The following is a 23,409-nucleotide window of genomic DNA, read 5'->3' as shown; positions in this document are numbered from 1 at the left end:
CAGGTGGGCCCGTGAGCGTCAGGCCTTCGGCGACCACGGTTGGGCGCACAGGGTCAGGTACGTCGACGGGGGAGTGGAGGTCCACGTCGACTACCCGCTACCCGCGGCAGAGGACGTCGCTGCTCGGACTGCTCGCCTGAAGGTCGTCTACCCGCGACAGTCGTACCCCGCGTGGATGCCGGTCCAGGTGTTCGACCTCCACGACGAGCTCGGCGTGACACGCCACCGCGATCCCACCCGCGGGTTGCTGTGCCTGGTCCACGACGCAGACCACGACCCCACCTGGACAGCAGCGGACCTCCTTGCCATCCAGCTGCCGAAGCTCGTCCGGTCCAACGACCTGACCTCGGCCGACCGCCTCGCAGCGTCGACCCGTGGCCTCGAGCTGCCCGTCGCTGAACCCAGGACGGTCTACAGCGCCGCACCCCGCCGAGTCGTCGTCCCGCACACGAACATCCCAGACAACATCGCCGGGGGAGCGCTGGTGCTGCGCCAGCGCATCGACCGGTCCGGCGTCGTCGTCACCAGCATCGTGGACCAGATACTCGGCCCGGGACTGAACATCCAGAACACCAACCTCGACGTCCTGGACAGCTTCCCGATCGTCGTGACCGGCTGGTGGCTACGTCTGCCGTCGTGGGACCCGACTGAGACAGCAGACCAGCTCTGGGAGCGCCTGTCGCCAGCCCTACCGGCACTGGAGGTCAGTGGGGACAAGGACCCACTCATCGTCGAGGCAGACCCGAGGGTTCTCACCGTCGTTGGCTTGCTCGTCGAGGACGAGCGCGACTACGGCCAGCCCGGGCCGTGCTGGATGTTCCTTCTCCGAGTCCGCACGGGAACCACACGCGACGGCGCGCCCGTTTACGGGACGGTCCTGCTGGCGGGACTAGAGCTGAACGACAGCACCTCGACCCGCACACCCATCGCCGCCGGCCTGGCCGACAAAAAGGTAGCCATCGTCGGCGTCGGCGCCATCGGGCACCACATTGCCGCCGACCTAGCCCGCACCGGCGTTCACCGCCTCGACCTAGTCGATTGCGACTGGGTCGACCCCAACACGCGAGCCAGAAGCTACGGCCCTGTTAGTCATGCGGGAATGTCGAAGACCGCCGCGCTGGCCGAGCACCTCCGCGGTACTGCCCTCGCAGGCAGCGTCGGCTCCTGGGACATCAACGTCACCCGGCTGTTCGAGCACGACGCTGACGCGGACACCGAACGCAACCGCCGGAGGGTCCTGCGGACCCTGATGGATGCCGATCTCATCATCGACGCCACAGCCAACCCCAATGCGACGGCCATCCTCAATGCCGTGGCTCTGAACCGGAGTCCGCTGCTGACTGTCGCCGGCACCCCGGGCCTGTGGGGCGGTTGGGTCGCCCTGGTCCGACCAGGCCAGACGGGCTGCACAGAATGCCTCGCCCATCACCGCGCCGACCACGCAACACTCAGAGACAGCCGCTGGCCGACGCCGCCCGCCGATCCCGATGGTTGGACGAGCCCGGTCTCATGCTCCGAACCCACCTTCACCGGGACCAACAGCGAAGCGGGTTGTCTTTCCCATCACGCCAGCCGAGTAGCCATCCACCACCTCGCGGAACGCCGGCAGCTCGGCGGCGACTACTACGTCGCCACGTTGCGCGATGACCAGGGAGCTCCGACGCCGGCCTCTTGGCGCTCGGTTGACCTACCGCCACATCCCGCGTGCGAGAACCACCACCCGTAACGCGAGCAGGACACGTGATCTCGCCGCTTCACCTGCGGCATCCGGAAGGGTCACGTGGCGCAGCCGAGGGGGACGCTCGCATGGGGGAGGAAGGTGTACCGCGCGAGACCCGCAACGAAGACTCGCAGCCCCCGAGCAAGTCGCGCAGGATCGAGGCAGCCCGAGCTGGCCACCTCCCGCTCAGCGAGCTGACACCAGACGAACTCGCCGCATTCAACACAGCAGTCCACGAGGCGATGGCACGCCGTCTCGCGAGCATCAACTGGCGAGCCATGCTGTCCAGGAGAGGGCTCTACTCAGTGGCGATGGACGACGACGGCCAGATCGTCGTGCACCCGCCGAGCGGCCCTGCCCCAGGTACTAGCCCAGAGGCAAGCGGGCAGGACAGGACAGACGAGGAGCTCTAGTTCTCGGCGCCATCGCCACCTCGCCCGCTGGGTGAACCGATGAATGACCTGGACGAGATGCTCCGGGGCTGCACTCAGGAGCTTGATTGCGACGATCGGTGCCCCAAGCACAGTCACGTCTGAGTGTGCACACCCGTGCGGACCGGACCGAAAGTAGATGAGCGCGATGATCACTGAGCTGGAACTGGTGGGCAACCCCGAGGTTGGCCTGGAGGGCGTTACGGGGCGTCTTCATCAGGGCTTCCCTTTCATCGGAGGTATGGGTCTGTCGGAGTTCAGGGCTTCTTGAGCAGCTTCCCAGAGTGCACGCCGCGAAGGGTGCGGACGGCAACGACCGACCAGGCGCTGAGAAGGAGGACGAACAATGCGCCGGCTGCGACCTGGAGCACGTGGTTGCCGGTCAGCTGGGCCAGCCCCGAGGTGCCGGTGACCACGGTGCCGACCGGGAAGGTGAAGGACCACCACGTCAGGCTGAACGGAAGTCCTTCCCGGGCGGTGCGGGCGGTGAGGGTGGCGGCGATCGCCAGCCACAGCATCGCGAATCCCCACATGGGAATGCCGTAGACGAGGGCGAAGGCGTGGAACGCGGTGCCGTAGGGGCTGTCCAGCACGTCGGGGGTCACGTTGCCGAGGTGGTGGGCCGCAGTGATCGACTGACCGACGGGACCGAGGACGATCCAGAGGGTGGGCACGGCGCCGGCGGCTCCGATGCCGTGGTGCAGAAGTCGGTTCCAGATGAACGCGATCATGACGATGCTGCACATGAGGGTGAGGCCGAAGAACATGTAGCAGGCCAGCAGCATCGTCTGCTGGGCCTGGCCGGCCGGCAGGTGCGGGATGAGGGCAGCGCCGGTGGCGGCACTGACCATGGGCGGGACCACGGGCATGAGCCAGCCGCCGAAAGCGGAGTCCTCGCGGACCTCGTGCGAGGTGAAGGCACGGATCGGCACCAGCACGGCCGTGGTCAGACCGAGCAGGGTCCCGACGGTCCACAGCACCCAGTCCAGCGCCAGCGCGGCAGGCATGCCGATCAGGTGATGTCCCACGAGCATCGCGCCGGCACCGACGGTCATGAGTCCCATCGCGGGCGCGCCGTAGAAGTGCGACATCATTGGGTCGTCAAGGTGGCCGCGGGCCACCTCGCCATGCAACGTCCAGTGGCCGGCAGTCGCCACGACCACAGCGACGAGCAGCACGAGGGCGAGTACCCAGACGGTGGTGGCGAAGACCGTGATCCCTGGGACGGAGAAGGGCAGCGAGGCAGCGGCGATTGCGACGATGCCGGTGCCCATGACCGAGGCAAACCAGTTGGGTCCGATGAAGCCGAGAGCCGGAGCGCCCTCGAGCTCGCGGAGCCAGCCCGTCCGGTCGCGGGTGCTGCGGGCGGCGTGCTCGCTGGTCGTCGTGAGGTGTGCGGTGGTCATGACTCCACTGTGGTCTCGATGCGTGGTTGCCGGTAGAACCCGTCACCCTGTGGCTCCACAGGGCAGACCTGTGGAGGACGGGTAGTCTGGGCAGATGCGCAACATCCCCGATCTGGCTGCTCTTCAACTGCTGGTCGACGTGGCCACTCATGGCAGCATCGGCGCTGCGGGCCGAGCGAACGGCATCACCCAGCAATCGGCATCCGAACGGCTCAGAGCCGTCGAGGCCCTGACGGGACTGACCCTCTTGCGTCGTGCTGCCGGGGGATCGACGCTGACCGAGTCCGGTGTCCTGGTGGTCGGCTGGGCCGCACGTCTGATCGATCTTGCTCAGGAGATCGACGAGTCGATCGCGACTTTGCGCGAGGGCCGGACGCACCAGCTGAGCATCGTGGCGAGCATGACCGTGGCCGAGTACCTGCTTCCCCTGTGGCTGGTCCGGCTTCGCCAGCAGCACGACACGGTCGTCAGCCTGATCGCCACCAACAGCGAGCACGTGAGGACGGCCGTGGCGGACGGGTCAGCCGACATCGGTTTCGTCGAGGACGGTGCGGACCCCGGCGACCTGGCGTCACTGGTCGTCGCTCGCGACGAGCTGGGCCTGTACTCGGCACCGCACGACCCGTGGGCCAAGCAGGACTCGCCGTTGGCGCCAGATGAGATCGTCACGCGGCCTCTGACGTGGCGCGAGGCGGGGTCAGGCTCCCGGCGTGTCGTCGATGACGCGCTCGCACGACTCGGCTTGACCGCCACGGCGCCCGCCGCCGAGCTGACCACCACGTCCGGCATCCGATCGGCGGTCAGCGCAGGCAGCCCGCCGGCGTTCATGAGCCGACGTTCGGTGCGCAGCGATGTTGAGGCGGGCCGGCTCGTCGAGGTGCCGATCATCGGGTTGGACCTGTCGCGCGACCTCACCGCGCTGTGGGTCGGCAGCGGCCGCCCGCCGGCCGGTCCGGTCCGCGATCTGCTGGCGATCGCCACGAAGGCCCGCACGAGATGAGCACCGATCGCCGGTCGCGAGTTGACGAGCCGCACGTCTTCGCGCTCAACACGCTGGTCCGTGCTTGGCGTGCGGCGGTCGACGAGCAGCGGTTTGTCCCGTGGTTCGACCCGGACGGTCCTGGCGTGAACGCGAGGATCCTGGTGCTGATGGAGTCGCCCGGCCCTCGCACCGTCGCCGCGGGTGACCTCGGGTTCAGCACCGAGGACAACGACGACCCGACGGCGGCCGCACTCCGTGCAGCGCGAGTTTCTGCGGGCATGGCCCGTGACGGGTATCTGCGGTGGAACGTGGTGCCGTGGCCGACCTACGACGCTGCCGGCCACCGCCGCCCTCCGCTGGTGAGAGATCTTGAAGAGGCGCGTCCGGCGCTGGCCGCGCTGTGGGCGGCTCTGCCCGACCTCCAGGTCGTCGTCGCCGTCGGGACACCAGCCCTCCAAGGTGTCATGCGGCTGATGACGATCGACGAGACAGCCCGAGTCGTGCCCGCGCTGGGCGCACCGCATCCGTCACCACGCAACGCCCACGCTCGCGCAGAAGCCTTCAATCGACTGCGTGTGGCTCTTGAACGAGCCCAGGAGATCGCGACCTCCTGAGAGCGTGAAGATCTCGACTCACGTCCGCCGCCGACCTGTCGCACTCGTTCGGCGCGCAGGCTGTCGTTGCGCCCAGGGCTAATGTTGCGGCAATGTCATGTCGCGGTACGACCACGAGGGTAGGGACACCCAACTGGGTTCGCGCTGCGCTGATTGCCGCCGTCGTCGGTGGTATCGCGGCCATGCACGGTCTGCTGCTCGGTGTCGACCATGGTGCTGGGATGAACCTGGAGCTCACCGTCCCTTCCATGACCTCGGGCATGCACCATACGACGCAGACAGTTGTCAGTGCGGCGGCCGACGACGTGCCTGCGATGCCCGACAGGTCTGGTGTGATGGACGGATGCTGCGGACTCGCCGCGCTCTGTCTGGCGATGATCGTCGGCGCTGGCGTTGTCCTGTGGGTCGCTCGGCGCCGCGTCGAACGGGTCCTGTGGCAGCTGCCGCCACCCCTCGAGCTGGGCATTGTCGACCTCACTCGTTCACGGGATCCACGCAGTCCACGAGAACGTACCTGCGTCCTGAGGTGCTGACAGCGAGGCCGACCCGTCGGCATCGCTACTTCGTCATGCACACACAGACCTCAGGAGAGAACAATGCATACCAAGCTGCTCGCGACAGCTGTTGCTGCCGCTGCACTCATCGGACTGTCGGCCTGTTCAGGGTCCGACACGTCGTCAGCTGCTTTCAACAGCGCTGACGTGACATTCGCTCAGGACATGATCCCGCACCACCGTCAGGCAACCGAGATGGCGCAGCTTGCTGCGGAACGGACCCGGAACACGGACGTTCTGGGTCTTGCCGACCACGTCATCGCTGCACAGCAACCCGAGATCGACACCATGTCGGGCTGGTTGACGTCCTGGGACAAGGAGGTCCCCGCCGATTCCAGCGGCATGGGCGAGATGGAAGGGATGGATCACGGGTCCTCGTCGTCGGACATGCCCGGCATGATGAGCGAAGAGGACATGAGCTCGCTGGAGGCCGCATCTGGTGCGGCGTTCGACAGGCAATTCCTCACGATGATGATCGACCACCACGAGGGCGCTATCGAGATGGCGTCCCAGGAAGAGGTCGACGGCAGGTTCGACCAGGCCGTCGAACTGGCGGAGAAGATCCAGGCTGATCAGACGGCCGAGATCTCGACCATGCAGAGGCTGCTCAGCTCCTGACGCACGGCGCGGTGCCGGGCGCGTCCATGACCGACGCGGCCGGCACCCCGTTGCTGTTCGTCGTCGCCGGTGTCCTCCAGCCGCGGTTCTTCACTGGCTGTGCTGCGACGAGCCGTCTGACGCCTGGCCCGCGCCGCCAACACTGTCTGCGACGGAGACGACGAGACCAGGATCGCGCGCCTGCCCATTGTGCATGGCGTCCCACGCAGTTCGCCGGTATCATCGACCTTGGCGATGGACCCCGCCTGAGTTTCAGACTCGAACCGCATTGTGCTGATGGCTCCTGCTATTCGCAGGAGAAGTGTGTCCACATTCGATGACCAGCCCATCGATCCGGACGTCGAACCGTCTGATGGCCTCGTCGGTTCAACCGGAACAGTGCATCACGTGCGCTTGGTCGCGCAGGTGCTCCGTGAGCGATGGGACATCCTGAGCGTGATCGCCGCCGGCGGCGCTGCAGGCGCGGCAGGGCGATGGTTGCTGCTGGATCTGTTCCCGCACCGGCTGGGTGAGCTGCCGTGGGCGACGGTGGCGATCAACGCGAGCGGATCTCTTCTGTTGGGCGTCCTCATGGTCGTGGTGGTTGATGTGCTGCCGGATCAGCGCCTGCTGCGGCCGTTCCTCGGCGTGGGCGTCCTGGGCGGGTACACGACCTTTTCGACCGCAGCATTGGACGTGCACGAGCTGCTGCGCACTGGGCACGTGGCCGTCGCGGCTGCCTATCTGGCGTTGAGCGTTTCCTTGTCGTTGCTGGCGGTATGGGTTGGTCTTGTCTCCACCCGATCGCTCGTCCGCCGAATGGAGGTCTCGCGATGACGGTTCTCGTGGTGGCCCTGGGCGCAGCGGTAGGAGCGCCGACCCGCTACCTGGTCGATCTGTTCGTCGAGTCTCGCCATTCCTCGTCCTTGCCGTGGGGCACTATCACCGTCAACGCGATCGGGTCATTCGTCATCGGCTTCATCGCTGGACTCGCGGCCACCTCGGATCTCGACCAAGCAGTAGTGGCACTGATCAGCACCGGTTTCTGCGGGGCGCTTACGACGTTCTCCACGTTCAGCTTCGAGACGGTCAGACTCATCGAGCAACAGCACCTGACAGCGGCAGTGCTCAACCTCGGTCTGAGCCTCGTGCTCACTATCGTCTTGTGCCTTGGTGGGTATGAGCTTGCCGCCGCGTACCTCATCACAGCCCCATGAAAGGGAGAGTCTCCATGAACGACAATCCACCCGAAATTCCCAGCAGGCGCCTCCAGCTTCGTGACGGCGATACCACCACCGGCGGGTTGGTCGTCGGATTCGACCGACATGAGGCGTCCACAGCCGCACTGAAGAGCGCGGCAACGTTGGCAACCCGGCTGTCGATCGTCGTCCATGTCGTGCACGCGGTCGATCTTCGCGACTACCCGATCGATCCAGACGGTCCCGACTGGGAGGAGGAGGCAAGAGCGACGTTGCGGGACGAAGAACGCACCGTCCAGGATGTCCTCGACCCCTTCGGCTGCGCATGGACCTACCAAGCCGGACGACATGACCCGGCCGATCTCCTGGCGGCGGTCGCGGTGGAGACCAAGGCCATGATGATCGTCGTCGGCAGCCACGGCCAAGGCATGGGCAATGCTCTGGCTCACCTGTTCGAGGGGTCGATCGAGCACCGGCTGCTCAGCGAAAGACCACCCTGCGGGGTGCTCGTCGTACCGAGTCCGAGTACCAGGCCATGATGAAGCGCATCTGGCTCCGTCAAACAGGCCCAGATCCGCCCGGGCGGTGCTTCCGACTCTTGGAGAGTCGTAGGTCGCCCGCCTCCGAGAACTGGAACCGCGGATAGAACGTTCTGTCCGCGCGGTCGACGGCAAGGATGCGAGAACCTTCTTGCCGCAGCCATGCTGGGGTGTCGGCGAGGCTCGAGTCGGCTCGAAAGGCGCTGAGGGAGCTGAGATCAAGCGCTCCGGAGGCCAACAGCCGTGCCTGGAGCTTGGCGAAGGCCCTCCGCCATTTCTGGATCGGGTCTTCTGTGCGCCGATGGTTGGTGGAGCCTCAGACAGACCAGGTGCGAAGACATCAGTCGAGGACTGTGGTGGTGCCGTCCATGCACATTCTTCCCACGATGCAGTTGGCATCGAGACGATGTCGCACCAGACGTTCGCGGGTCACCGTTTCAACAAGGTCAATCTGTCCCGCGAGTTCTTCCGCGGCACTCCAGAACAGGCGCTGGACGTCCTCAAGGCTCACTCAGTTGAGGTCCTTGGGTTGTGAACGCGTCGGCCGAAGAGTGCAGAGCCAGCTGGCCAGAAAGGCTGCGTGTCTGAGCGACTGTGGCGGCGTTGTCAGTAGTCAGATCTAATCTTTGCCGAGGGTGGCATCTGCCACCGCAACCGTCATCTTCACGCTTAGAAGGCTTCCAGGGGGGGGCAGGTTCAGACGTTCTGGCCTGTCCCCGCAACTGACGAGGCCCCTGAAAAGCATGGATGCCGGTCAGGGGTCTTTTGCCATGTGCTCGGGTTTTCCCCAGAGGGCGCTCGCGTGAATCACTCATCGCGTCGCGACCGCTCGCCAGTGGCTTCGCGCCCGTTGACTTGGTCTGCAGTCGGGCGTAGCGAATGGGAAGCTCACACAAATCTGATTTGTTTGCGCCAGGCCCCAAGGGCTGATGAGCTCGAGAAGGTTAGGTGCTGATCAGTTTGACCAGGGCTCCTGGAGCTGACTCGACTACACCAGCAAGGCGCTGGCGCGCACGGTGAAGTGAGCGTCAGCGCCTTTGTTCAGAGATCGTCCAGGGTTCCCCTTGCCTTTTCGGTTCCATCCTCTGCGGCGATGACGTAGTACCGCTGCAGCGTTCGGACGTCGTGACCGTCCCACTCCGCGATGAGCTCCCAGTCGAACCCCTCGGACTTCCACCAGAGGGCGGCATGGTGTCGAAGGTTCTTGTACGGGATGTGCTTCGGCCAATCAATGGCGTCACGGATGACATGCCAGGCGTCGTTGAACGCCTCGCGCGTGGGAGGGACCCCGGAGGCATCGACGAACAACCAAGGCTCGTTGCGAGGGTCCTCGGCGTAGGACGCCCAGTCGCCGTCCGAGTCGAGTTGAGCTCTGCGCTCCCGCTCAGCCGCGATGGCAGCGATGACGATTTCCTCGGACGCGTCTTCGGGTAGCTCAAGGGCAATTGCACACCGCCTGATCAGTCCGAGGTGCTGCGAGCCGAGGTACGGGGCGACCCGTCGCTTGCCGTTCTTGGGGATCGGCACGCGATACCGGTCGCGTCGGTCTCCATCCACCTCCGCCTTGTGATCGACGCGCCAGACGCCGTTGATCTCGAACCTGCGGGTCTCGAGATCGACGTCGATGGCTCGGAGCGCCAGCTGCTCACCCAACCGCGGCGCGCAGAAGGCAGCGTAGGACATGACATCCGGCATCCATTCCCAGACAGGAAGACTCCGAGCGGACTCGATCGCAGCGATCACCCGGTCGGTTGACGGCCTCTTTCGCGGCGCGACGTACGTGCGGTGGGCGCCTTGGACATTTGCTGACCGACCGTAGGACACATCCTCGAGGGGATTCTCGTCCTTCGAGAGCCAGCGGCCACCTGTGCGCTTGCGGTGTGCTGTGCGGCGCATGCCTGACAGTGTCGAACCGAGGTCCTCGACGCGGCAGGCCGACAACCCTGCTCGGCGGGCGTTCGAGATCACCTGTTGCGAGTGCTCGACCGACCAGTCGCGAACGAGCACCTCGCCGATGACTGGAGAGATCCATTTGTTTAGCAGACTGCGACGATTCGAGACGTAGTCCGTGGAGCGGTTGAGCGTCACAAGCCAGTCGAGGTAGAGCTGGCCGAGGGCGTCGAGATCGCGTTTGACCCCAGGTGATGCACCAGCGACTGCCGGCGTGTGCGTCCCGATGGCGACGTTCTGGTCGAGGGACTTCTCGATCTGGTCGAAGACCTGGTCGAGCGTCTCGTCGTTCCCCGGAACGGCTGAGGTCTGCCTGTCTGTCTCCGGGTGACGGTAGACCACACGACCGTGAGGTGAGGTCGGCGTGGGCTTGTAGGCCCGGACCTGCCAGGTCCCGCCGGTGGCGGTGGGGCGCGGCTTGCCGACGCGAGTCGCGCTGGCGGACCGCTTGCCGTCCTTGCGTGTGCGGGCCATCAGATCGCTCCGTTCAGGACGCTGCCGCGAGTGCGGCGACGAGGACGAACCGGGGCGACGGTGGTGGCTGACGTGTTGCGGTCGTGTTCGGACGTATCTGCGCCATCGCTCAGAGGCGTCGGGTCTGCCGCGAGTTCGCCGCCACCCAGGAGCCAGTTCTCCCACTGGATGAGAGAGTCGAGGCGGTACTTGCCGCCGATCGCGTTGGGGAAGCTTGGAGACTTCAACATCTCGTAGCCTTTGGTGCGGCCCCAGCCGTAACGGCTGAAGACCTGACGGGGAGACAGGAAGACCTGATCTCCGGTGGACATTGCCTGTGGGGGGTAAGTAACCATGAGAGGGAAGGTCCGAGCCGCCAACAGATCTGCAATGGTGCACACACCGAGCTCGAACTTTCTCGCACTGATTTCCGAAACTCGTTCGTAGCGTCGAATGCTCGTTACAAATGCTGAGACGTGCTCCGAGCAATCGCTGTCACTGGCGCCCCGTGATGACCAAGGAGACGAACCATGAACCGACTCGGAAACGCGACGTCGCCGTATCTTCAGCAGCACAAGGACAATCCCGTCGACTGGTGGGAATGGAGCGCTGAGGCTCTGGCGGAGGCGCAGCGTCTCAGCAAACCGATCTTGTTGAGCGTTGGTTACTCTGCCTGCCACTGGTGCCACGTGATGGCGCACGAGTCGTTCGAGGACGCGGCGACGGCCGCGTACATGAACGACCACTTCGTCAACATCAAGGTCGACCGCGAGGAGCGTCCCGACATCGACGCGGTCTACATGCGCGCGACCCAGGCCATGACGGGGCAGGGGGGCTGGCCCATGACGTGCGTCCTGACGCCCGACGGCGAGCCGTTCTTCGCCGGCACCTACTTCCCGCCCGAGCCGCGGCAGGGCACCCCGGCGTTCACGCAGGTGCTGCAGGCGCTCGCCGAGGCGTGGAAGGACCGGCGCGACGAGGTGCTGACCGTCAGCAAGGACGTCATGAGCCACCTGGGCTCGGCGATCGACCCGACCGGCGGAGCGCTGGGCCCCGACGACCTCGACGCCGCGGTCGCCGAGCTCGCCAAGGGCTACGACGCCGACGCCGGGGGCTTCGGCACGAGCCCCAAGTTCCCACCGTCGATGGTGCTCGAGTTCCTGCTGCGCCACGCGACGCGCACGGGGTCGCAGGAGTCGCTCGACCTCGTCTCGGGCACGTGCGAGGCAATGGCCCGCGGCGGCATGTACGACCAGCTGTCGGGCGGCTTCGCCCGCTACAGCGTCGACCGGTTCTGGCGCGTGCCGCACTTCGAGAAGATGCTCTACGACAACGCCCAGCTGATGCGCGTCTACCTGCACTGGTGGCGGCAGACGGGCTCGCCGCTGGCCGAGCGCGTCGTGCGCGAGACCGGGCGGTTCATGCTCGACGAGCTGCGGACGCCCGAGGGCGCGTTCGCCTCGGCGCTCGACGCCGACAGCGACGGGCACGAGGGCACGTTCTACGTCTGGAACCCCAACCAGCTCATGCGCACGCTCGGCGTCGACGACGGCGCCTGGTCGGCGCAGCTGCTGGGCGTGTCCGGCCCGGGGACGTTCGAGCGGGGCTTCTCGACCCTGCAGCTGCGGGACGACCCGGACGACGCCGAGCGCTGGGAGCGGGTCCGCGGACGGCTGCTGGAGACCCGGGCGGGCCGCACCCGTCCCGCCCGTGACGACAAGGTCGTCGCGTCGTGGAACGGCCTGGCGATCTCCGCGCTGGCCGAGGCGGGCGTGCTGCTCGACGAGCCCGACTTCACGGCCGCCGCCGTCACGGCCGCGGAGCTGCTGCACGACGTCCACCTGACCCCCGGGGGTCTCGTGCGCACCTCGCGCGACGGCGTGGCCGGTGGCAACTCCGCCGTGCTCGAGGACCACGGCTCGGTCGCGGAGGCCTTCGTGGCGGTGCTCGGCGTCACGGGCGACGCCGTGTGGCTCGACCGGGCGCGTGCGCTGCTCGACCGGGTCGTCGACCACTTCGCCGACCCCGAGGGCGGCTTCTTCGACACCGCCGACGACGCCGAGACCCTGGTCGTCCGGCCCAAGGACGCCTCCGACAACGCCTACCCGTCGGGCACGTCGGCAGCCGTCCACGCGCTGATCGCGGTCGCCGCGGTCACCGGGGAGCACCGCTACCGGGCGGCGGCCGAGTCGGGCATCGGGTCGGCGGCCGTCATCGCGACGACCGTCCCGCGGTTCGCCGGCTGGACGCTCGCCGCGGCCGAGGCGATGCTGGCCGGCCCGCTCGAGGTCGCGGTGGTCGGCGACGTCGCCCAGCGCGCCGAGCTGCACCGTGCAGCCCTGCACCTGGCATCGCCCGGTGCCGTGGTGGTGGCCGGAGACGTGGGGCTCGAGGTGCCGTTGTTCGAGCAGCGGGGACTGGTCGACGGTGGCGCGGCCGCCTACGTCTGCGAGGGCTTCGTGTGTCGCCGACCCGTCACGACCGCCGAGGAGCTGCGCGCCGTCGTCAGTGGGTGAGGACGACCTTGACGGCGACGACCACCAGCGCGGTCGCGGCCAGGCCGACCGACGCGACCCAGGTGCGGACCGTGACGGGCCGGCCCTGCAGGCGGCCGACGATGAACGCCGTCAGCGCGATGCGCACGACGACCCAGGCCTCGGCCAGCCGCAGGCAGGTCGTGGCCGGCAGGGCGTCCAGCGCGCCGAGCGCCATGAGCAGCGCCGGCACCGCGGCCGCCGACAGGATCGGCACGCTGTCGCGCAGCACCACCGACCACGACGAGCGCTCGGCGCTGCGGACGGCCGCCCCGAGACGCTCGGCGTAGGTGTGCGCCACGAACGTCGAGACGGCCGTCCCGGCGACGATCGCCAGGCCCGCGCCGTCGCGGACGTCCTCGCGGGTCAGCACGACGAGCGCGGCCAGCAGCAGGATGTTGCCGTAGACGTAGGCCGAGATGCGGTCGGCGGCCTCGTCGATCGGCGCCGGCCGCGACACGCGGGCCATCAGTGCTGCTGGTACGCGAGCAGGCTGACGCCGATGTAGTGCACGATGAACGCCGCGATCGTGAAGGCGTGGAAGATCTCGTGGAACCCGAAGTAGGTCGGCGACGGGTTGGGCCACTTGAACCCGTAGACCACGGCACCGATCGAGTACAGGACGCCGCCCGTCACGAGCAGCACGATGACCGCCGTCGACGCGTTGTCGACGAACTCCGGGAAGTAGATGACCGCGGCCCACCCCAGCAGCAGGTACAGCGGGACGTACAACCAGCGCGGGGCGCCGATCCAGAAGATCTTGAACAGGACGCCGAGCAGCGCGCCGCCCCACACGAGCGACAGCATGATCGTCGCGTGCGCGGGCGTCAGGAGCAGCAGTGAGAACGGCGTGTAGGAGCCCGCGATCAGCAGGAAGATGTTGGCGTGGTCGAAGCGCTTCCAGAAGCCCTTGACCCGGTCGCTCCACGTGCCGCGGTGGTAGACCGCGCTGACGCCGAACAGCAGCATCGCGCTGACCATGAAGACCGCGACACCGATGCGCACCAGGATGTCGTCGGAGATCACGAGCATCACGATGAACGCGAAGAAGGCCAGCGGGACCGTGACGGCGTGCAGCCAGCCCCGCAGCTTCGGCTTGATCTCGTCGACCGTCTCGCGGAGCCTCTCAGTCGCCTCCTGGACGACGCCGTCGTGCTCCTGATTCGTCATGGAGCGAGCCTAGTGGACAGATGTACACCGAGCCGCTGGCGCACGCGCCGGATGTGGTCAGCGTTACGCTCGTCCCCATGGGAGTCAGTGACCTCGCGTACGGCGTGTACGAGCGCCGCCTCGCCAAGAGCCTCGACCCCGCACGCCTGCCGCGCCACGTCGGCGCGATCGTCGACGGCAACCGCCGCTGGGCCAAGCGCGGGGGAGGCAAGTCCGAGGACGGCTACCGCGCGGGTGCCGACAAGATCGTCGAGTTCGCCCAGTGGTGCGACGACCTCGGCGTCGAGATCGTCACGCTGTGGCTGCTGTCGACCGACAACCTGCAGCGCCCGGCCCACGAGGTCGCGAGCATCCTCGCCGCCGTCGAGACGCTCATGCAGCAGATCGCCGAGGAGCGGCGCTGGCCGCTGGCCGTGATCGGCAACCTCGACATGCTGCCCGCCGACTCCGCCGCGCGGATGAAGCGGCTCGCGGAGTCGACCCGAGACGTCCAGCAGATGCGTGTCAACATCTGCGTCGGCTACGGCGGACGCCAGGAGCTCACCGACGCGATGCGCTCGCTGCTGGTCGAGCAGGCGGCCAAGGGGCGTTCGCTCGAGGACGTCGCCGAGACCCTCGAGGTCGACCACATCGCCGAGCACCTCTACACGCGCGGACAGCCCGACCCCGATCTGGTCATCCGCACGTCGGGCGAGCAGCGCCTGTCGGGCTTCCTGCTGTGGCAGAGCGTCCACTCCGAGTTCTACTTCAGCGACGCCCTGTGGCCGTCGTTCCGCCACGTCGACTTCCTCCGCGCGATGCGGTCGTACGCCGCGAGGGAGCGCCGCTTCGGCGCGTGACGGCTCGTTCGTCGCCCCGGGCTGCGCCCGGACGCCTGCCTTCGTACGCTGCGCTCGCTCGGCCCACCCGACGTTCGCCAGGGAGCGGAGCGACCGTGCCCACTCCTTCGTTCGCCAGGGAGCGGAGCGACCGTGAGGGCGGAGCCCGAGGCGAACCCTTGCGATCGGGCTTGCGTGTGTCGCCTCGCTTCGCTCACGGTCGGCCGCGGGCGGCCTTCCTGGCGACCGCATGCTTTCGTTCGCCAGGGAGCGGAGCGAGCGTGAGGGCGGAGCCCGAGGCGAACCACAGCGATCAGGCTTGCGTCACGTCGCCTCGCTGCGCTCACGGTCGGCCGCAAGCGGCCTCCCTGGCGACCGCATGTGTTCGTTCGCCAGGGAGCGGAGCGACCGTGAGGGCGAAGCCCGAGGCGAACCACAGCGAACAGGCTTGCGTCACGTCGCCTCGCTTCGCTCACGGTCGGCCGCAGGCGGCCTCCCTGGCGACCGGGAGAGGTGTGGCGGGTGGGGTGGGTGTTTACGGGGACGTCATCTGACGTCCAGCGTGTCGTGCCCGGAATCGCCGTGCGGCGGTCGTACGTTCATCGTGTGTTGACGCTCGCGCTTGAGCCTGGATCACCTACCCACGAGTAGGGCCGGCGCAGGCGCGCGCGGGCCCGTTGAGGAGACAGCTGTGGCTGCACCGCGCACGTCGAACCCGGGCACGACGAACACCTCCCGCCGCACGTACGTCCTGGACACGAGCGTCCTGCTCGCCGACCCGAACGCCGTCAACCGCTTCCACGAGCACGAGGTGGTCATCCCGGTCGTCGTCATCACCGAGCTGGAGGGCAAGCGGCACGATCCCGAGCTGGGCTACTTCGCCCGCAGCGCCCTGCGTTTCCTCGACGACCTGAGGGTGCTGCACGGCACCCTCGACGTCCCCCTGCCGATCGGCGACGAGGGGGGCACGATCCGCGTCGAGCTGAACCACACCGACGCGTCGTCGCTGCCGTCGGGCTTCCGTCTCGGCGACAACGACACCCGCATCCTGTCGGTCGCCAAGAACCTCTCGGACGAGGGGCTCGACGTCACGATCGTCTCCAAGGACCTGCCGATGCGGGTCAAGGCGTCGGCCGTCGGCCTGAGCGCCGAGGAGTACCGCGCCGAGCTCGCGCTCGAGTCGGGCTGGACCGGCATGCGCGAGCTCGAGATCGACAGCCTCGACCTCGACGCGCTCTACGAGGCCGGGACGGTCGACCTGCCGGAGGCGCGCGAGCTGCCGTGCCACACGGGCCTGGTGCTGCTGTCCGACAAGGGCAGCGGCCTGGGACGCGTGACGGCCGACAAGCAGGTGCAGCTCGTGCGCGGCGACCGCGACGCCTTCGGCATCCACGGACGCTCCGCCGAGCAGCGCATCGCCCTCGACCTGCTGCTCGACCCCGACATCGGCATCGTCTCCCTCGGCGGCCGCGCCGGCACCGGCAAGTCCGCGATGGCGCTGTGCGCGGGCCTCGAGGCGACGATGGAGCGCGGGCAGCACAAGAAGGTCGTGATCTTCCGCCCGCTGTACGCCGTGGGCGGTCAGGAGCTCGGATACCTGCCCGGCAGCGAGTCCGAGAAGATGGGGCCGTGGGGGCAGGCGGTGTTCGACACGCTCGGTGCCGTCGCCTCCCCGGCCGTCATCGAGGAGATCCTCGACCGCGGCATGCTCGAGGTGCTGCCGCTGACCCACATCCGCGGACGCTCGCTGCACGACTCGTTCGTCATCGTCGACGAGGCGCAGTCGCTGGAGCGCAACGTGCTGCTGACGGTGCTGTCGCGCATCGGCACGAACTCCAAGGTCGTCCTGACGCACGACGTCGCCCAGCGCGACAACCTGCGGGTCGGGCGTCACGACGGCGTCGTCGCGGTGGTCGAGAAGCTCAAGGGCCACCCGCTGTTCGCCCACGTCACGCTGTCGCGGTCGGAGCGCTCGCCCGTCGCGGCCCTCGTGACCGAGATGCTCGAGGACGTCTCGCTCTGATCCGACCTGCCGCGAGCGACCGACGCGGGCCCGGGAACCTTCCCGGGCCCGCGTTCGTCGTGCGGGCATGAGGATGTCGCGCCAGACCACCGTCACCGTCGTCGTCGCGGCCGTGGCCGCCGTGCTGCTGGGCGGGCTGGTCGTCCGTCAGCTGGCGACCGAGCCGGACGAGGTCGAGGGCGGGGAGCGGAAGACCGTCGCCGTCCGGGCCGACAGCCACCGGCTCGACACCGCCGACGACGGCAAGGTCACGCTCGTGGAGTTCCTCGACCTCGAGTGCGAGTCGTGCGCCGCGGCGTACCCGTTCGTCGAGGACCTGCGGGAGAAGTACGCCGGACGCGTGACGTTCGTGATGCGGTACTTCCCCCTCGAGAGCCACCTCAACTCGCGCAACGCGGCGCACGCCGTCGAGGCGGCCGCGCGGCAGGGCCGCCTGGAGGACATGTACCGGCGCATGTTCGAGACGCAGCGGCAGTGGGGCGAGTCGCAGGAGTCGCAGGCACCGCTGTTCCGGACGTTCGCCGACGACCTGGGCCTCGACCTCGCCACGTACGACGCGGACGTCGCCGGAGAGGTGGTCGCGGCCCGTGTGCAGGCCGACGTCGACGACGGCCTGGCGCTCGGCGTCACGGGGACGCCGACGTTCTTCCTGAACGGCGAGAAGGTCGAGGCTGCCTCGACCGACGACTTCGTCCGACGGATCGACGACGCGCTCGCCGACTGACGTCGCGTCGCGGTGGACGCGGCCCCGCTCTGTGGCAAAGTTGCGCCCGTGATGGCACCCGGGAGACGCGCGTCACGGTGGCAGCGCCGCACGGCGACGAGCGTCGCCGCGGCAGCCGTCGCGAGCGCGCTGCTGGCCGCCTGCGGCTCGGGGAGCTCGCCGGCGCGCTACCTGCCGGTCGTCAGCTGGTACGTGGGCCCCGACCGTCTCGACGCCGAGACCCTCGCGGGCACCTGCAACGACGCGGCACAGGGTCGGTACCGCATCGAGGTCGAGCAGCTGCCCGCCGACGTCGGCGCCCGGCGCTCGGAGCTCGTGCAGCGTCTCCTGGCCGACGACGAGTCGATGGACCTGCTGAGCCTCGACACGGCGTCGACGGCCGAGCTCGCCGCCGCGGGCGTGCTCGCGCCCGTGCCCGCAGCGCAGGCGGCGACCCTGTCCGAGGGGGTGACGCCGGCGGCCCTCGCCGCCGCCACGTGGGACGGACGACTCGTCGCGGCGCCGTGGTTCCTCGACCCCCAGGTCCTGTGGTTCCGGGGCACCACGGCCGAGCGGGCCGGTCTCGACACGACCCAGCCGATCACGTGGGACGACCTCGTCGCCGGCGCGCAGAGGCTCGGTGTCTCGGTCGAGATCGAGGACCGTGACGGCAGCGGGCTCGCCGAGTGGGTCAACGCGCTCGTCGCCGGCAGCGGGGGCAGCCTCCTGGGCGGGAACGGCCGCGCCACCGAGGTCGGCCTCGACACCGCGGCCGGTCGTGCGGCGGCGTCCGTCGTCGAGCTGTACGACGACGCGGGCGTCGGTCCCGGACCGTCCCGCGACGCGCTGACCCGGTTCGCCGGCGCGGGGGGCGGCTTCCTGCTCGCGTCGACGTCCGCGATCTCCGACCCGGCCCTCGCCGGCGTGCAGACCGACCTGCGGGCCGCGGCGTATCCGGTCGACGGCACCGCGGCCGTCGCCCCGCTGGCGGGCGTCGGACTCGCGGTGCCCGCCTCGGCCCGTGACCGCGCGGAGGCCTTCGAGGCGATCACGTGCCTGACGTCCGCGACCTCGCTGCAGGCGCTCGCGACGGGGCCGCAGCACACGCCGAGCCGCGTCGGCGTGCTCGACGACCCGGCCGTCGCGCCGGCCTTCCGCAGCCTCGACGCCGCCAAGGCATCGGCCTCGACGGGTGTCACGGTGCCCGTCACGCCGCTGTGGGCCAATGTCGTCGACGCCCTCGACGAGACGTGGAGGCCCGTCGCAGGTGTCACGCAGGACGGCACGCCGCGCACGTCGCAGGCCGAGGTCGAGGCCGTCGTCGAGGGGACGGTCCGATGAGGTCGTGGCGCTGGCTCGCGCCGGCGGTCGTGGTCCTGCTCGTCGTGACGGCGTGGCCCGTCGGTCGCGCCGTGTGGACGTCGCTGCACCGGTCGACGCTGACCAACCCGGACGACCGACGGTTCGTGGGTCTCGACAACTACACCGACCTGCTGTCGAGCCGCACGTGGTGGCTGGCGGTCGCCGCGACGCTCACCGTCGTCGTGCTCGTGGTCGCGCTGCAGGTCGTCCTGGGCATGGCGTTCGCCGTCGCGCTGCGCCGTCTCGGCGTCGCCTGGCCCGTCACGCGCGTGCTCGTGCTGCTGCCGTTCGGGATGCTCGCGATCGTGTCGGCCGTCGTCTGGCGCGACGCCGTGACGACGGGCTTCGCGGCGTCCTGGTTCGACCTCGACGACGTCGGGCCCGTCGGCTCGCTCGTCGCGGTGTCGGCCGGCGAGGTCTGGCGCGGCACGGGCATCACCGCGGTCATCCTGCTGGCCGGGCTGCTGCGGGTGCCGACGTCGCTGATGGCGTCGGCGATCGCCGACGGCGCCACCGCGCGGCAGCGGGTCACGCGGGTCGTCCTGCCCGCGATGGGACCGGCGATCGCGGTCGCGGTGACCTACCGCGCGCTCGACGCCTTCCGCATCCTCGAGGGGCCGCTGGTCGTCGACCAACCCGGTGCCACCTCGACGCGCACGGCGCCGTTCCTGGTCTGGGACACGACGTTCTCGTCGTACGAGATCGGGCTCGGGGCGGCGATGTCGATCGTCCTGCTGCTCCTGGCCGCGCTCATCGCGGCGTTCCTCGTGCCCGTCCTGCGCGTGAGGAGGGTCGTGTGACCCCGTCCGTCCGCTCCCGGCTGTGGGCCTCGGCGACGTCGTTCGCCCTGGGCTTCGGCATCGGCAACTACGGCGTCCTGATGATCGCGCGTCCCGACCAGTGGTTGTGGATCGCCGTCGCCGTCGTGCTGATGGCGACGGGGGCCGCGGGCGTCCTGTTCGCCGACACGTCGCGCACCGTCTCGTTCTGGGCGATCCTCGGGGTCGAGCTGTTCACGGTGCTGACGATCGTCCCGCTGCTCTGGACGTTCACGGTCGCCACGACCCCCGCCGGGACGACGCCGCGGACGGTGCTGCCCCAGGACGTCTCGTGGGCGGCGTTCGACGGCGCGATCTCGTCCGACCTCCTGCGCTCGGCCGCCGGCACGTCGCTGTTCGTGGCGCTGCTCGCGACCCTGGTCGCGGTGCCGCTCGCGGTGCCCGCCGCCTACGCGCTGGTGCGCCTGCCCGTGCGGGGGCGACGTGTCGTCTACGGCTTCGTCGTCGCGGCGCTGCTGATGCCGGTGCTCGCCCTCGCGGGCCCGTGGGCCGACCAGCTGATCGACCTGGGCGCCTACGGATCGCGCGCGGCGCTCGTGGTCCCGACGCTCGTCGTGACGCTGCCGCTCGCGACCTGGCTGTGCGTCACGGTCATGCGCGACGCCCCGTGGACGCTGCTCGACGCCGTGCGGGCCGACGGCGCGACCCGCACCCAGGTGCTGCGGCAGTTCGCGGTGCCGCACCTCGCGCCGGGCGTCGCGGCCGTCGCGCTCCTGGTCTTCGTGGCCGCGTGCAACGACTTCGCGCTCGGCGCCGGGCTCGCCCCCGACCGCCCCGGCCTGCCCCTGCCCGCGACGCTGCTCGTCGCGTCCCGCGAGCTCGACGGGTCGAGCGCCGTCGCCGCCGCCGGCCTGCTGTGGCTGCTGCTGCCGCTGGCCCTCCTGCTCGTGCTCCCGCGCCGGATCAACCACCTCCTCGGAAGGTCCTACCGATGACCTCGATCGAAATCCGCCACCTCACGACCGACGGCCCGGCGGGTGGACGGCCGCTGCTCGACGACGTCAACCTGACGGTGCCGTCCGGGTCGACGCTCGCGATCACGGGCCCGGCCGGGGCGGGCAAGAGCCGTCTGCTGCGCACGATCGTCGGCATCGAGGAGCAGACGTCGGGCGACGTGCTGATCGACGACATCGTGGTCAACGCCGTCGATCCCCGCGGCCGCGACATCGCGATGGTGTTCCAGGACTACGCGCTGCACCCGCACCTCGACGTCTTCGACAACCTCGCGTTCTCGTCGATCCTGCGCAAGGGGGTCGACAAGGACGCGCTGTCCGACCGCATCCACGAGGTCGCCGAGCTGCTGGCGCTGACCGACCTCCTCGACGTGCGCCCCGCCGACCTCGACGACCCGCAGCGTCAACGGGTCGCCCTGGGGCGCGCGCTCGTCCGCGACGCCAACGCGTACCTGTTCGACGCCCCGTTCACGGCCCAGTCCGAGCGCGTGCGCACCCACGTCCGGTCGGTCACGGCGCAGTGGCAGCACGAGGCGTCGCGCACGTCGGTCTTCACGACCAACGACGTCGAGGAGGCGCTCAGCACCGCCGACCGCGTGGCCGTCATGCACCAGGGCTTCATCCACCAGGTCGGCACGCCGCGCGACCTGTACGACCACCCTGCCGACATGTTCGTCGCGGGATTCCTCGGCTCGCCGCCGATGAACCTCGTCCCGGCCTTCCCGACGGGCCGTCAGCTCGTCATGCCGCTGGCCACGATGCTGCTCGACGACGACCTCCTCGAGCGCATCGGCGAGCGCTCCGTGGTGGTGGCCGGCATCCGCCCCGAGCACTGCCTCGACGCCACGGGGCCCGCGGGCCACGGGGTGACCGACCGGGTCGAGTTCACGACGCGCATCGACGACATCGAGTGGCGGGGCAGCTCGCAGTTCGCCTACCTGGGCTACGACATCGAGCCCGAGGTCGAGAGCGTGCTGGGCGAGGTCGAGGAGCTCCTCGAGTTCGACCTGTTCCAGAGCTTCCTGGTCGCCCAGCTGCCGGCCGAGAGCCCGCTGCGCCCGGGCATGTCGATCCGGGTCGTCGTCCCGCGGCAGAGGATCCTGGTGTTCGACCCCGAGACGGGCGAGAACCTGACCCTTCCGCGATGACGGCGACGCGCGCCCAGCACCTGCTCGCCGCCGTCATCGCGCTGGTGACCGGGGCGGCGTACGCCGTCGTGACGCTCGTGCGGTTCGACCACTTCACGATCGCGTCGTTCGACAACGCGATCTTCGAGCAGGCGGTCAAGAGCTACGCCGGGCTGGGCGCACCGGTCGTCGACATCAAGGGGCCGGGCTTCAACATCCTCGGCGACCACTTCTCGCCCGTCACGGCGCTGATCGCCCCGTTCTACCGGCTGTTCCCGTCGGCACAGACGATCCTGCTGGCGCAGGTCGTGCTGATCGCGGTCTCGGTGCACGTCATCGCGGTGCTCGCGATGCGGACGGTCGGGACGATCGTGGGGGCGGCGATCGGGCTGGCGTACGCGCTGTCGTTCGGCCTGCAGTCCGCTGTCGAGGCCGACTTCCACGAGGTCGCCTTCGCGGCACCGCTCCTGGCGCTGGCGGGAGCGGCGTACGTCGACCGGCGCTTCGACCGGGTCGTGCTCTGGTCGGTGCCGCTGCTGCTCGTCAAGGAGGACCTCGGGCTGACGGTCGCGGTCGTCGGCGGCGTCCTGTGGCTCGCGGGGGAGCGGCGTCGCGGGGCGGCACTGGCGGTCGGCGCGGTCGCGGCGACGGCGCTGATCCTGCTCGTCGTCGTCCCCGGCTTCAACGCCGGAGGCGCGTACGCCTACTCGGGGACGCTCGGCGGCGATCGCGGGGTGGTGGCGACGCTGCTCGACGCGCCGGGCCGCAAGATCGCGACGGTCGTGCTGACGGTGGCGATCACGGGGTTCGCGGCGCTGGCGTCACCGTGGGTGCTGCTGGTGCTGCCGACGTTCGCCTGGCGCTTCGCCGGAGACGTCCCCTTCTACTGGGGCACGGAGTGGCACTACTCGCTCGTGCTGATGCCGATCGTGTTCGTCGCGATGATCGACGCGATCCGTCGCCGTCCGGCGCTGCGGTGGGCGACGCCGGTGGGGCTCGTGGTCGGCGGCTTCATGATGGTCGGCTCGCCCGTGGCGGCACTCGCCGACCCGGCGACGTACGACGAGCCGCCGCGCGTCGACAGCGCACGGACCGTCGTGTCGCTGGTGCCGAAGGGTGCGTCGGTCGAGGCCGACATCGGCCTGATGGGGCACCTCGTCACCGACCACACCGTCTACTGGCTCGGCACCGTCGGCTCGGCGACGCCCGAGTACGTCCTGTTCGACGTCGCCGCGGGCATCGGCTCGCCCAGCGACGTCGCGGTGTACGCCGAGCAGACCCACGGCGGGACGTACGACGTCATCTACGACGACGACGGCTACGTCCTCGCCCAGCGCCACTGACGCCGAGGAGGGGGTTGTCGCCCTGCGAGGAGAGGGTTACGGCCCTGTGAAAGGGCCGCAACCCCCTCGTGGAGGGGCGGTAACCCCCTCCT

At 69.1% G+C, this 23,409-nt stretch carries 22 protein-coding genes and 1 riboswitch; of the genes, 17 read left to right on the top strand and 5 right to left on the bottom strand.

Translation table 11 applies throughout. The features are described from left to right. The first annotated feature begins 175 nt into the window (after positions 1 to 175). Entirely contained in the window at positions 176 to 1,726 is a 1,551-nt protein-coding gene (locus IFT73_RS13815; RefSeq protein ID WP_162248866.1) for a ThiF family adenylyltransferase, read from the top strand. A gap of 682 nt (positions 1,727 to 2,408) precedes the next feature. On the opposite strand, the gene IFT73_RS13810 is transcribed toward IFT73_RS13815, so the two are convergent. After that, entirely contained in the window at positions 2,409 to 3,557 is a 1,149-nt protein-coding gene (locus IFT73_RS13810; protein WP_192168119.1) for a TDT family transporter, read from the bottom strand. Positions 3,558 to 3,651: 94 nt separating this feature from the next. Here IFT73_RS13810 and IFT73_RS13805 point away from each other — a divergent pair, with 94 nt between their 5' ends. The 7 genes from IFT73_RS13805 to IFT73_RS19635 all read left to right on the top strand — a co-directional run bounded on the left by IFT73_RS13805 (position 3,652) and on the right by IFT73_RS19635 (position 8,577). Beyond that, entirely contained in the window at positions 3,652 to 4,557 is a 906-nt protein-coding gene (locus IFT73_RS13805) for a LysR family transcriptional regulator (protein WP_056610813.1), read from the top strand. Beyond that, positions 4,554 to 5,153: a uracil-DNA glycosylase family protein gene (locus IFT73_RS13800; RefSeq protein WP_056610816.1), complete on the top strand. Its 600-nt coding sequence runs from the start codon at positions 4,554 to 4,556 to the stop codon at positions 5,151 to 5,153. Before IFT73_RS13805 ends, IFT73_RS13800 begins: the two co-directional genes overlap by 4 nt. Before the next feature lie 596 nt (positions 5,154 to 5,749). Further along, positions 5,750 to 6,325: a DUF305 domain-containing protein gene (locus tag IFT73_RS13795; protein WP_192168118.1), complete on the top strand. Its 576-nt coding sequence runs from the start codon at positions 5,750 to 5,752 to the stop codon at positions 6,323 to 6,325. A 221-nt stretch (positions 6,326 to 6,546) separates the two neighbouring features. Beyond that, positions 6,547 to 6,618: riboswitch (Fluoride riboswitch) on the top strand. 10 nt (positions 6,619 to 6,628) lie between these two features. Further along, the gene (locus IFT73_RS13790) at positions 6,629 to 7,141 is read left to right on the top strand and encodes a CrcB family protein (RefSeq protein ID WP_197984176.1); all 513 of its coding nucleotides are present in this window, start codon (positions 6,629 to 6,631) and stop codon (positions 7,139 to 7,141) included. Further along, complete coding sequence (gene crcB / locus IFT73_RS13785; RefSeq protein ID WP_192168117.1) at positions 7,138 to 7,521, top strand: fluoride efflux transporter CrcB; 384 nt, start codon at positions 7,138 to 7,140, stop codon at positions 7,519 to 7,521. Before IFT73_RS13790 ends, crcB begins: the two co-directional genes overlap by 4 nt. 14 nt (positions 7,522 to 7,535) lie before the next feature. Then, positions 7,536 to 8,042, top strand: coding sequence for a universal stress protein (locus IFT73_RS13780; protein ID WP_056610824.1), 507 nt, complete (start codon positions 7,536 to 7,538; stop codon positions 8,040 to 8,042). Between the two features lie 301 nt (positions 8,043 to 8,343). Beyond that, complete coding sequence (locus IFT73_RS19635; protein WP_371811276.1) at positions 8,344 to 8,577, top strand: GIY-YIG nuclease family protein; 234 nt, start codon at positions 8,344 to 8,346, stop codon at positions 8,575 to 8,577. Between the two features lie 506 nt (positions 8,578 to 9,083). Here IFT73_RS19635 and IFT73_RS13770 read toward each other — a convergent pair. After that, the gene (locus IFT73_RS13770) at positions 9,084 to 10,466 is read right to left on the bottom strand and encodes a hypothetical protein (RefSeq protein WP_192168115.1); all 1,383 of its coding nucleotides are present in this window, start codon (positions 10,464 to 10,466) and stop codon (positions 9,084 to 9,086) included. Beyond that, a complete protein-coding gene (locus tag IFT73_RS13765; protein WP_157432673.1) occupies positions 10,466 to 10,777 on the bottom strand; it encodes a hypothetical protein in 312 nt (103 codons plus the stop codon). The genes IFT73_RS13770 and IFT73_RS13765 overlap by 1 nt, the downstream gene beginning before the upstream one ends. 198 nt (positions 10,778 to 10,975) lie before the next feature. On the opposite strand from IFT73_RS13765, the gene IFT73_RS13760 reads away from it, so the two are divergent. Continuing rightward, entirely contained in the window at positions 10,976 to 12,961 is a 1,986-nt protein-coding gene (locus IFT73_RS13760; RefSeq protein ID WP_192168114.1) for a thioredoxin domain-containing protein, read from the top strand. Here the strand turns inward: IFT73_RS13760 and IFT73_RS13755 are convergent. Together IFT73_RS13755 and IFT73_RS13750 are read right to left on the bottom strand one after the other, a co-directional pair. After that, positions 12,951 to 13,448 (bottom strand): hypothetical protein, encoded by a 498-nt coding sequence (locus IFT73_RS13755; protein WP_192168113.1) that lies wholly within the window; start codon positions 13,446 to 13,448, stop codon positions 12,951 to 12,953. The two genes, IFT73_RS13760 and IFT73_RS13755, sit on opposite strands and share 11 nt — an antisense overlap. Next, positions 13,448 to 14,149 (bottom strand): hemolysin III family protein, encoded by a 702-nt coding sequence (locus IFT73_RS13750; RefSeq protein WP_056610837.1) that lies wholly within the window; start codon positions 14,147 to 14,149, stop codon positions 13,448 to 13,450. Before IFT73_RS13750 ends, IFT73_RS13755 begins: the two co-directional genes overlap by 1 nt. 77 nt (positions 14,150 to 14,226) lie before the next feature. On the opposite strand from IFT73_RS13750, the gene IFT73_RS13745 reads away from it, so the two are divergent. The 8 genes from IFT73_RS13745 to IFT73_RS13710 all read left to right on the top strand — a co-directional run bounded on the left by IFT73_RS13745 (position 14,227) and on the right by IFT73_RS13710 (position 23,317). Then, positions 14,227 to 14,988, top strand: a complete 762-nt coding sequence (locus IFT73_RS13745; RefSeq protein ID WP_056611742.1) for an isoprenyl transferase — start codon at positions 14,227 to 14,229, stop codon at positions 14,986 to 14,988. A gap of 670 nt (positions 14,989 to 15,658) precedes the next feature. Then, positions 15,659 to 16,990: a PhoH family protein gene (locus IFT73_RS13740; RefSeq protein WP_192168112.1), complete on the top strand. Its 1,332-nt coding sequence runs from the start codon at positions 15,659 to 15,661 to the stop codon at positions 16,988 to 16,990. Between the two features lie 67 nt (positions 16,991 to 17,057). Then, positions 17,058 to 17,714 (top strand): thioredoxin domain-containing protein, encoded by a 657-nt coding sequence (locus IFT73_RS13735; protein WP_244633414.1) that lies wholly within the window; start codon positions 17,058 to 17,060, stop codon positions 17,712 to 17,714. A 51-nt stretch (positions 17,715 to 17,765) separates the two neighbouring features. Further along, positions 17,766 to 19,034, top strand: a complete 1,269-nt coding sequence (locus IFT73_RS13730) for an extracellular solute-binding protein (protein ID WP_244633463.1) — start codon at positions 17,766 to 17,768, stop codon at positions 19,032 to 19,034. After that, positions 19,031 to 19,855 (top strand): carbohydrate ABC transporter permease, encoded by an 825-nt coding sequence (locus tag IFT73_RS13725; protein WP_192168110.1) that lies wholly within the window; start codon positions 19,031 to 19,033, stop codon positions 19,853 to 19,855. The genes IFT73_RS13730 and IFT73_RS13725 overlap by 4 nt, the downstream gene beginning before the upstream one ends. After that, positions 19,852 to 20,829: a carbohydrate ABC transporter permease gene (locus IFT73_RS13720; protein WP_192168109.1), complete on the top strand. Its 978-nt coding sequence runs from the start codon at positions 19,852 to 19,854 to the stop codon at positions 20,827 to 20,829. The genes IFT73_RS13725 and IFT73_RS13720 overlap by 4 nt, the downstream gene beginning before the upstream one ends. Continuing rightward, positions 20,826 to 21,995 carry an ABC transporter ATP-binding protein gene (locus IFT73_RS13715; protein WP_192168108.1) on the top strand — a complete coding sequence of 390 codons (1,170 nt, stop codon included), beginning with the start codon at positions 20,826 to 20,828 and terminating at the stop codon, positions 21,993 to 21,995. Before IFT73_RS13720 ends, IFT73_RS13715 begins: the two co-directional genes overlap by 4 nt. Next, positions 21,992 to 23,317, top strand: a complete 1,326-nt coding sequence (locus IFT73_RS13710) for a DUF2079 domain-containing protein (protein WP_192168107.1) — start codon at positions 21,992 to 21,994, stop codon at positions 23,315 to 23,317. The genes IFT73_RS13715 and IFT73_RS13710 overlap by 4 nt, the downstream gene beginning before the upstream one ends. Positions 23,318 to 23,409: the final 92 nt, after the last annotated feature.

This window comes from Aeromicrobium sp. CFBP 8757, from assembly GCF_014841755.1.
In the GTDB taxonomy this organism is placed as follows: Bacteria; Actinomycetota; Actinomycetes; order Propionibacteriales; family Nocardioidaceae; genus Aeromicrobium.
Note: the sequence above shows the minus strand (reverse complement) of the source record. Positions and strands in the feature narration are given on the sequence as shown.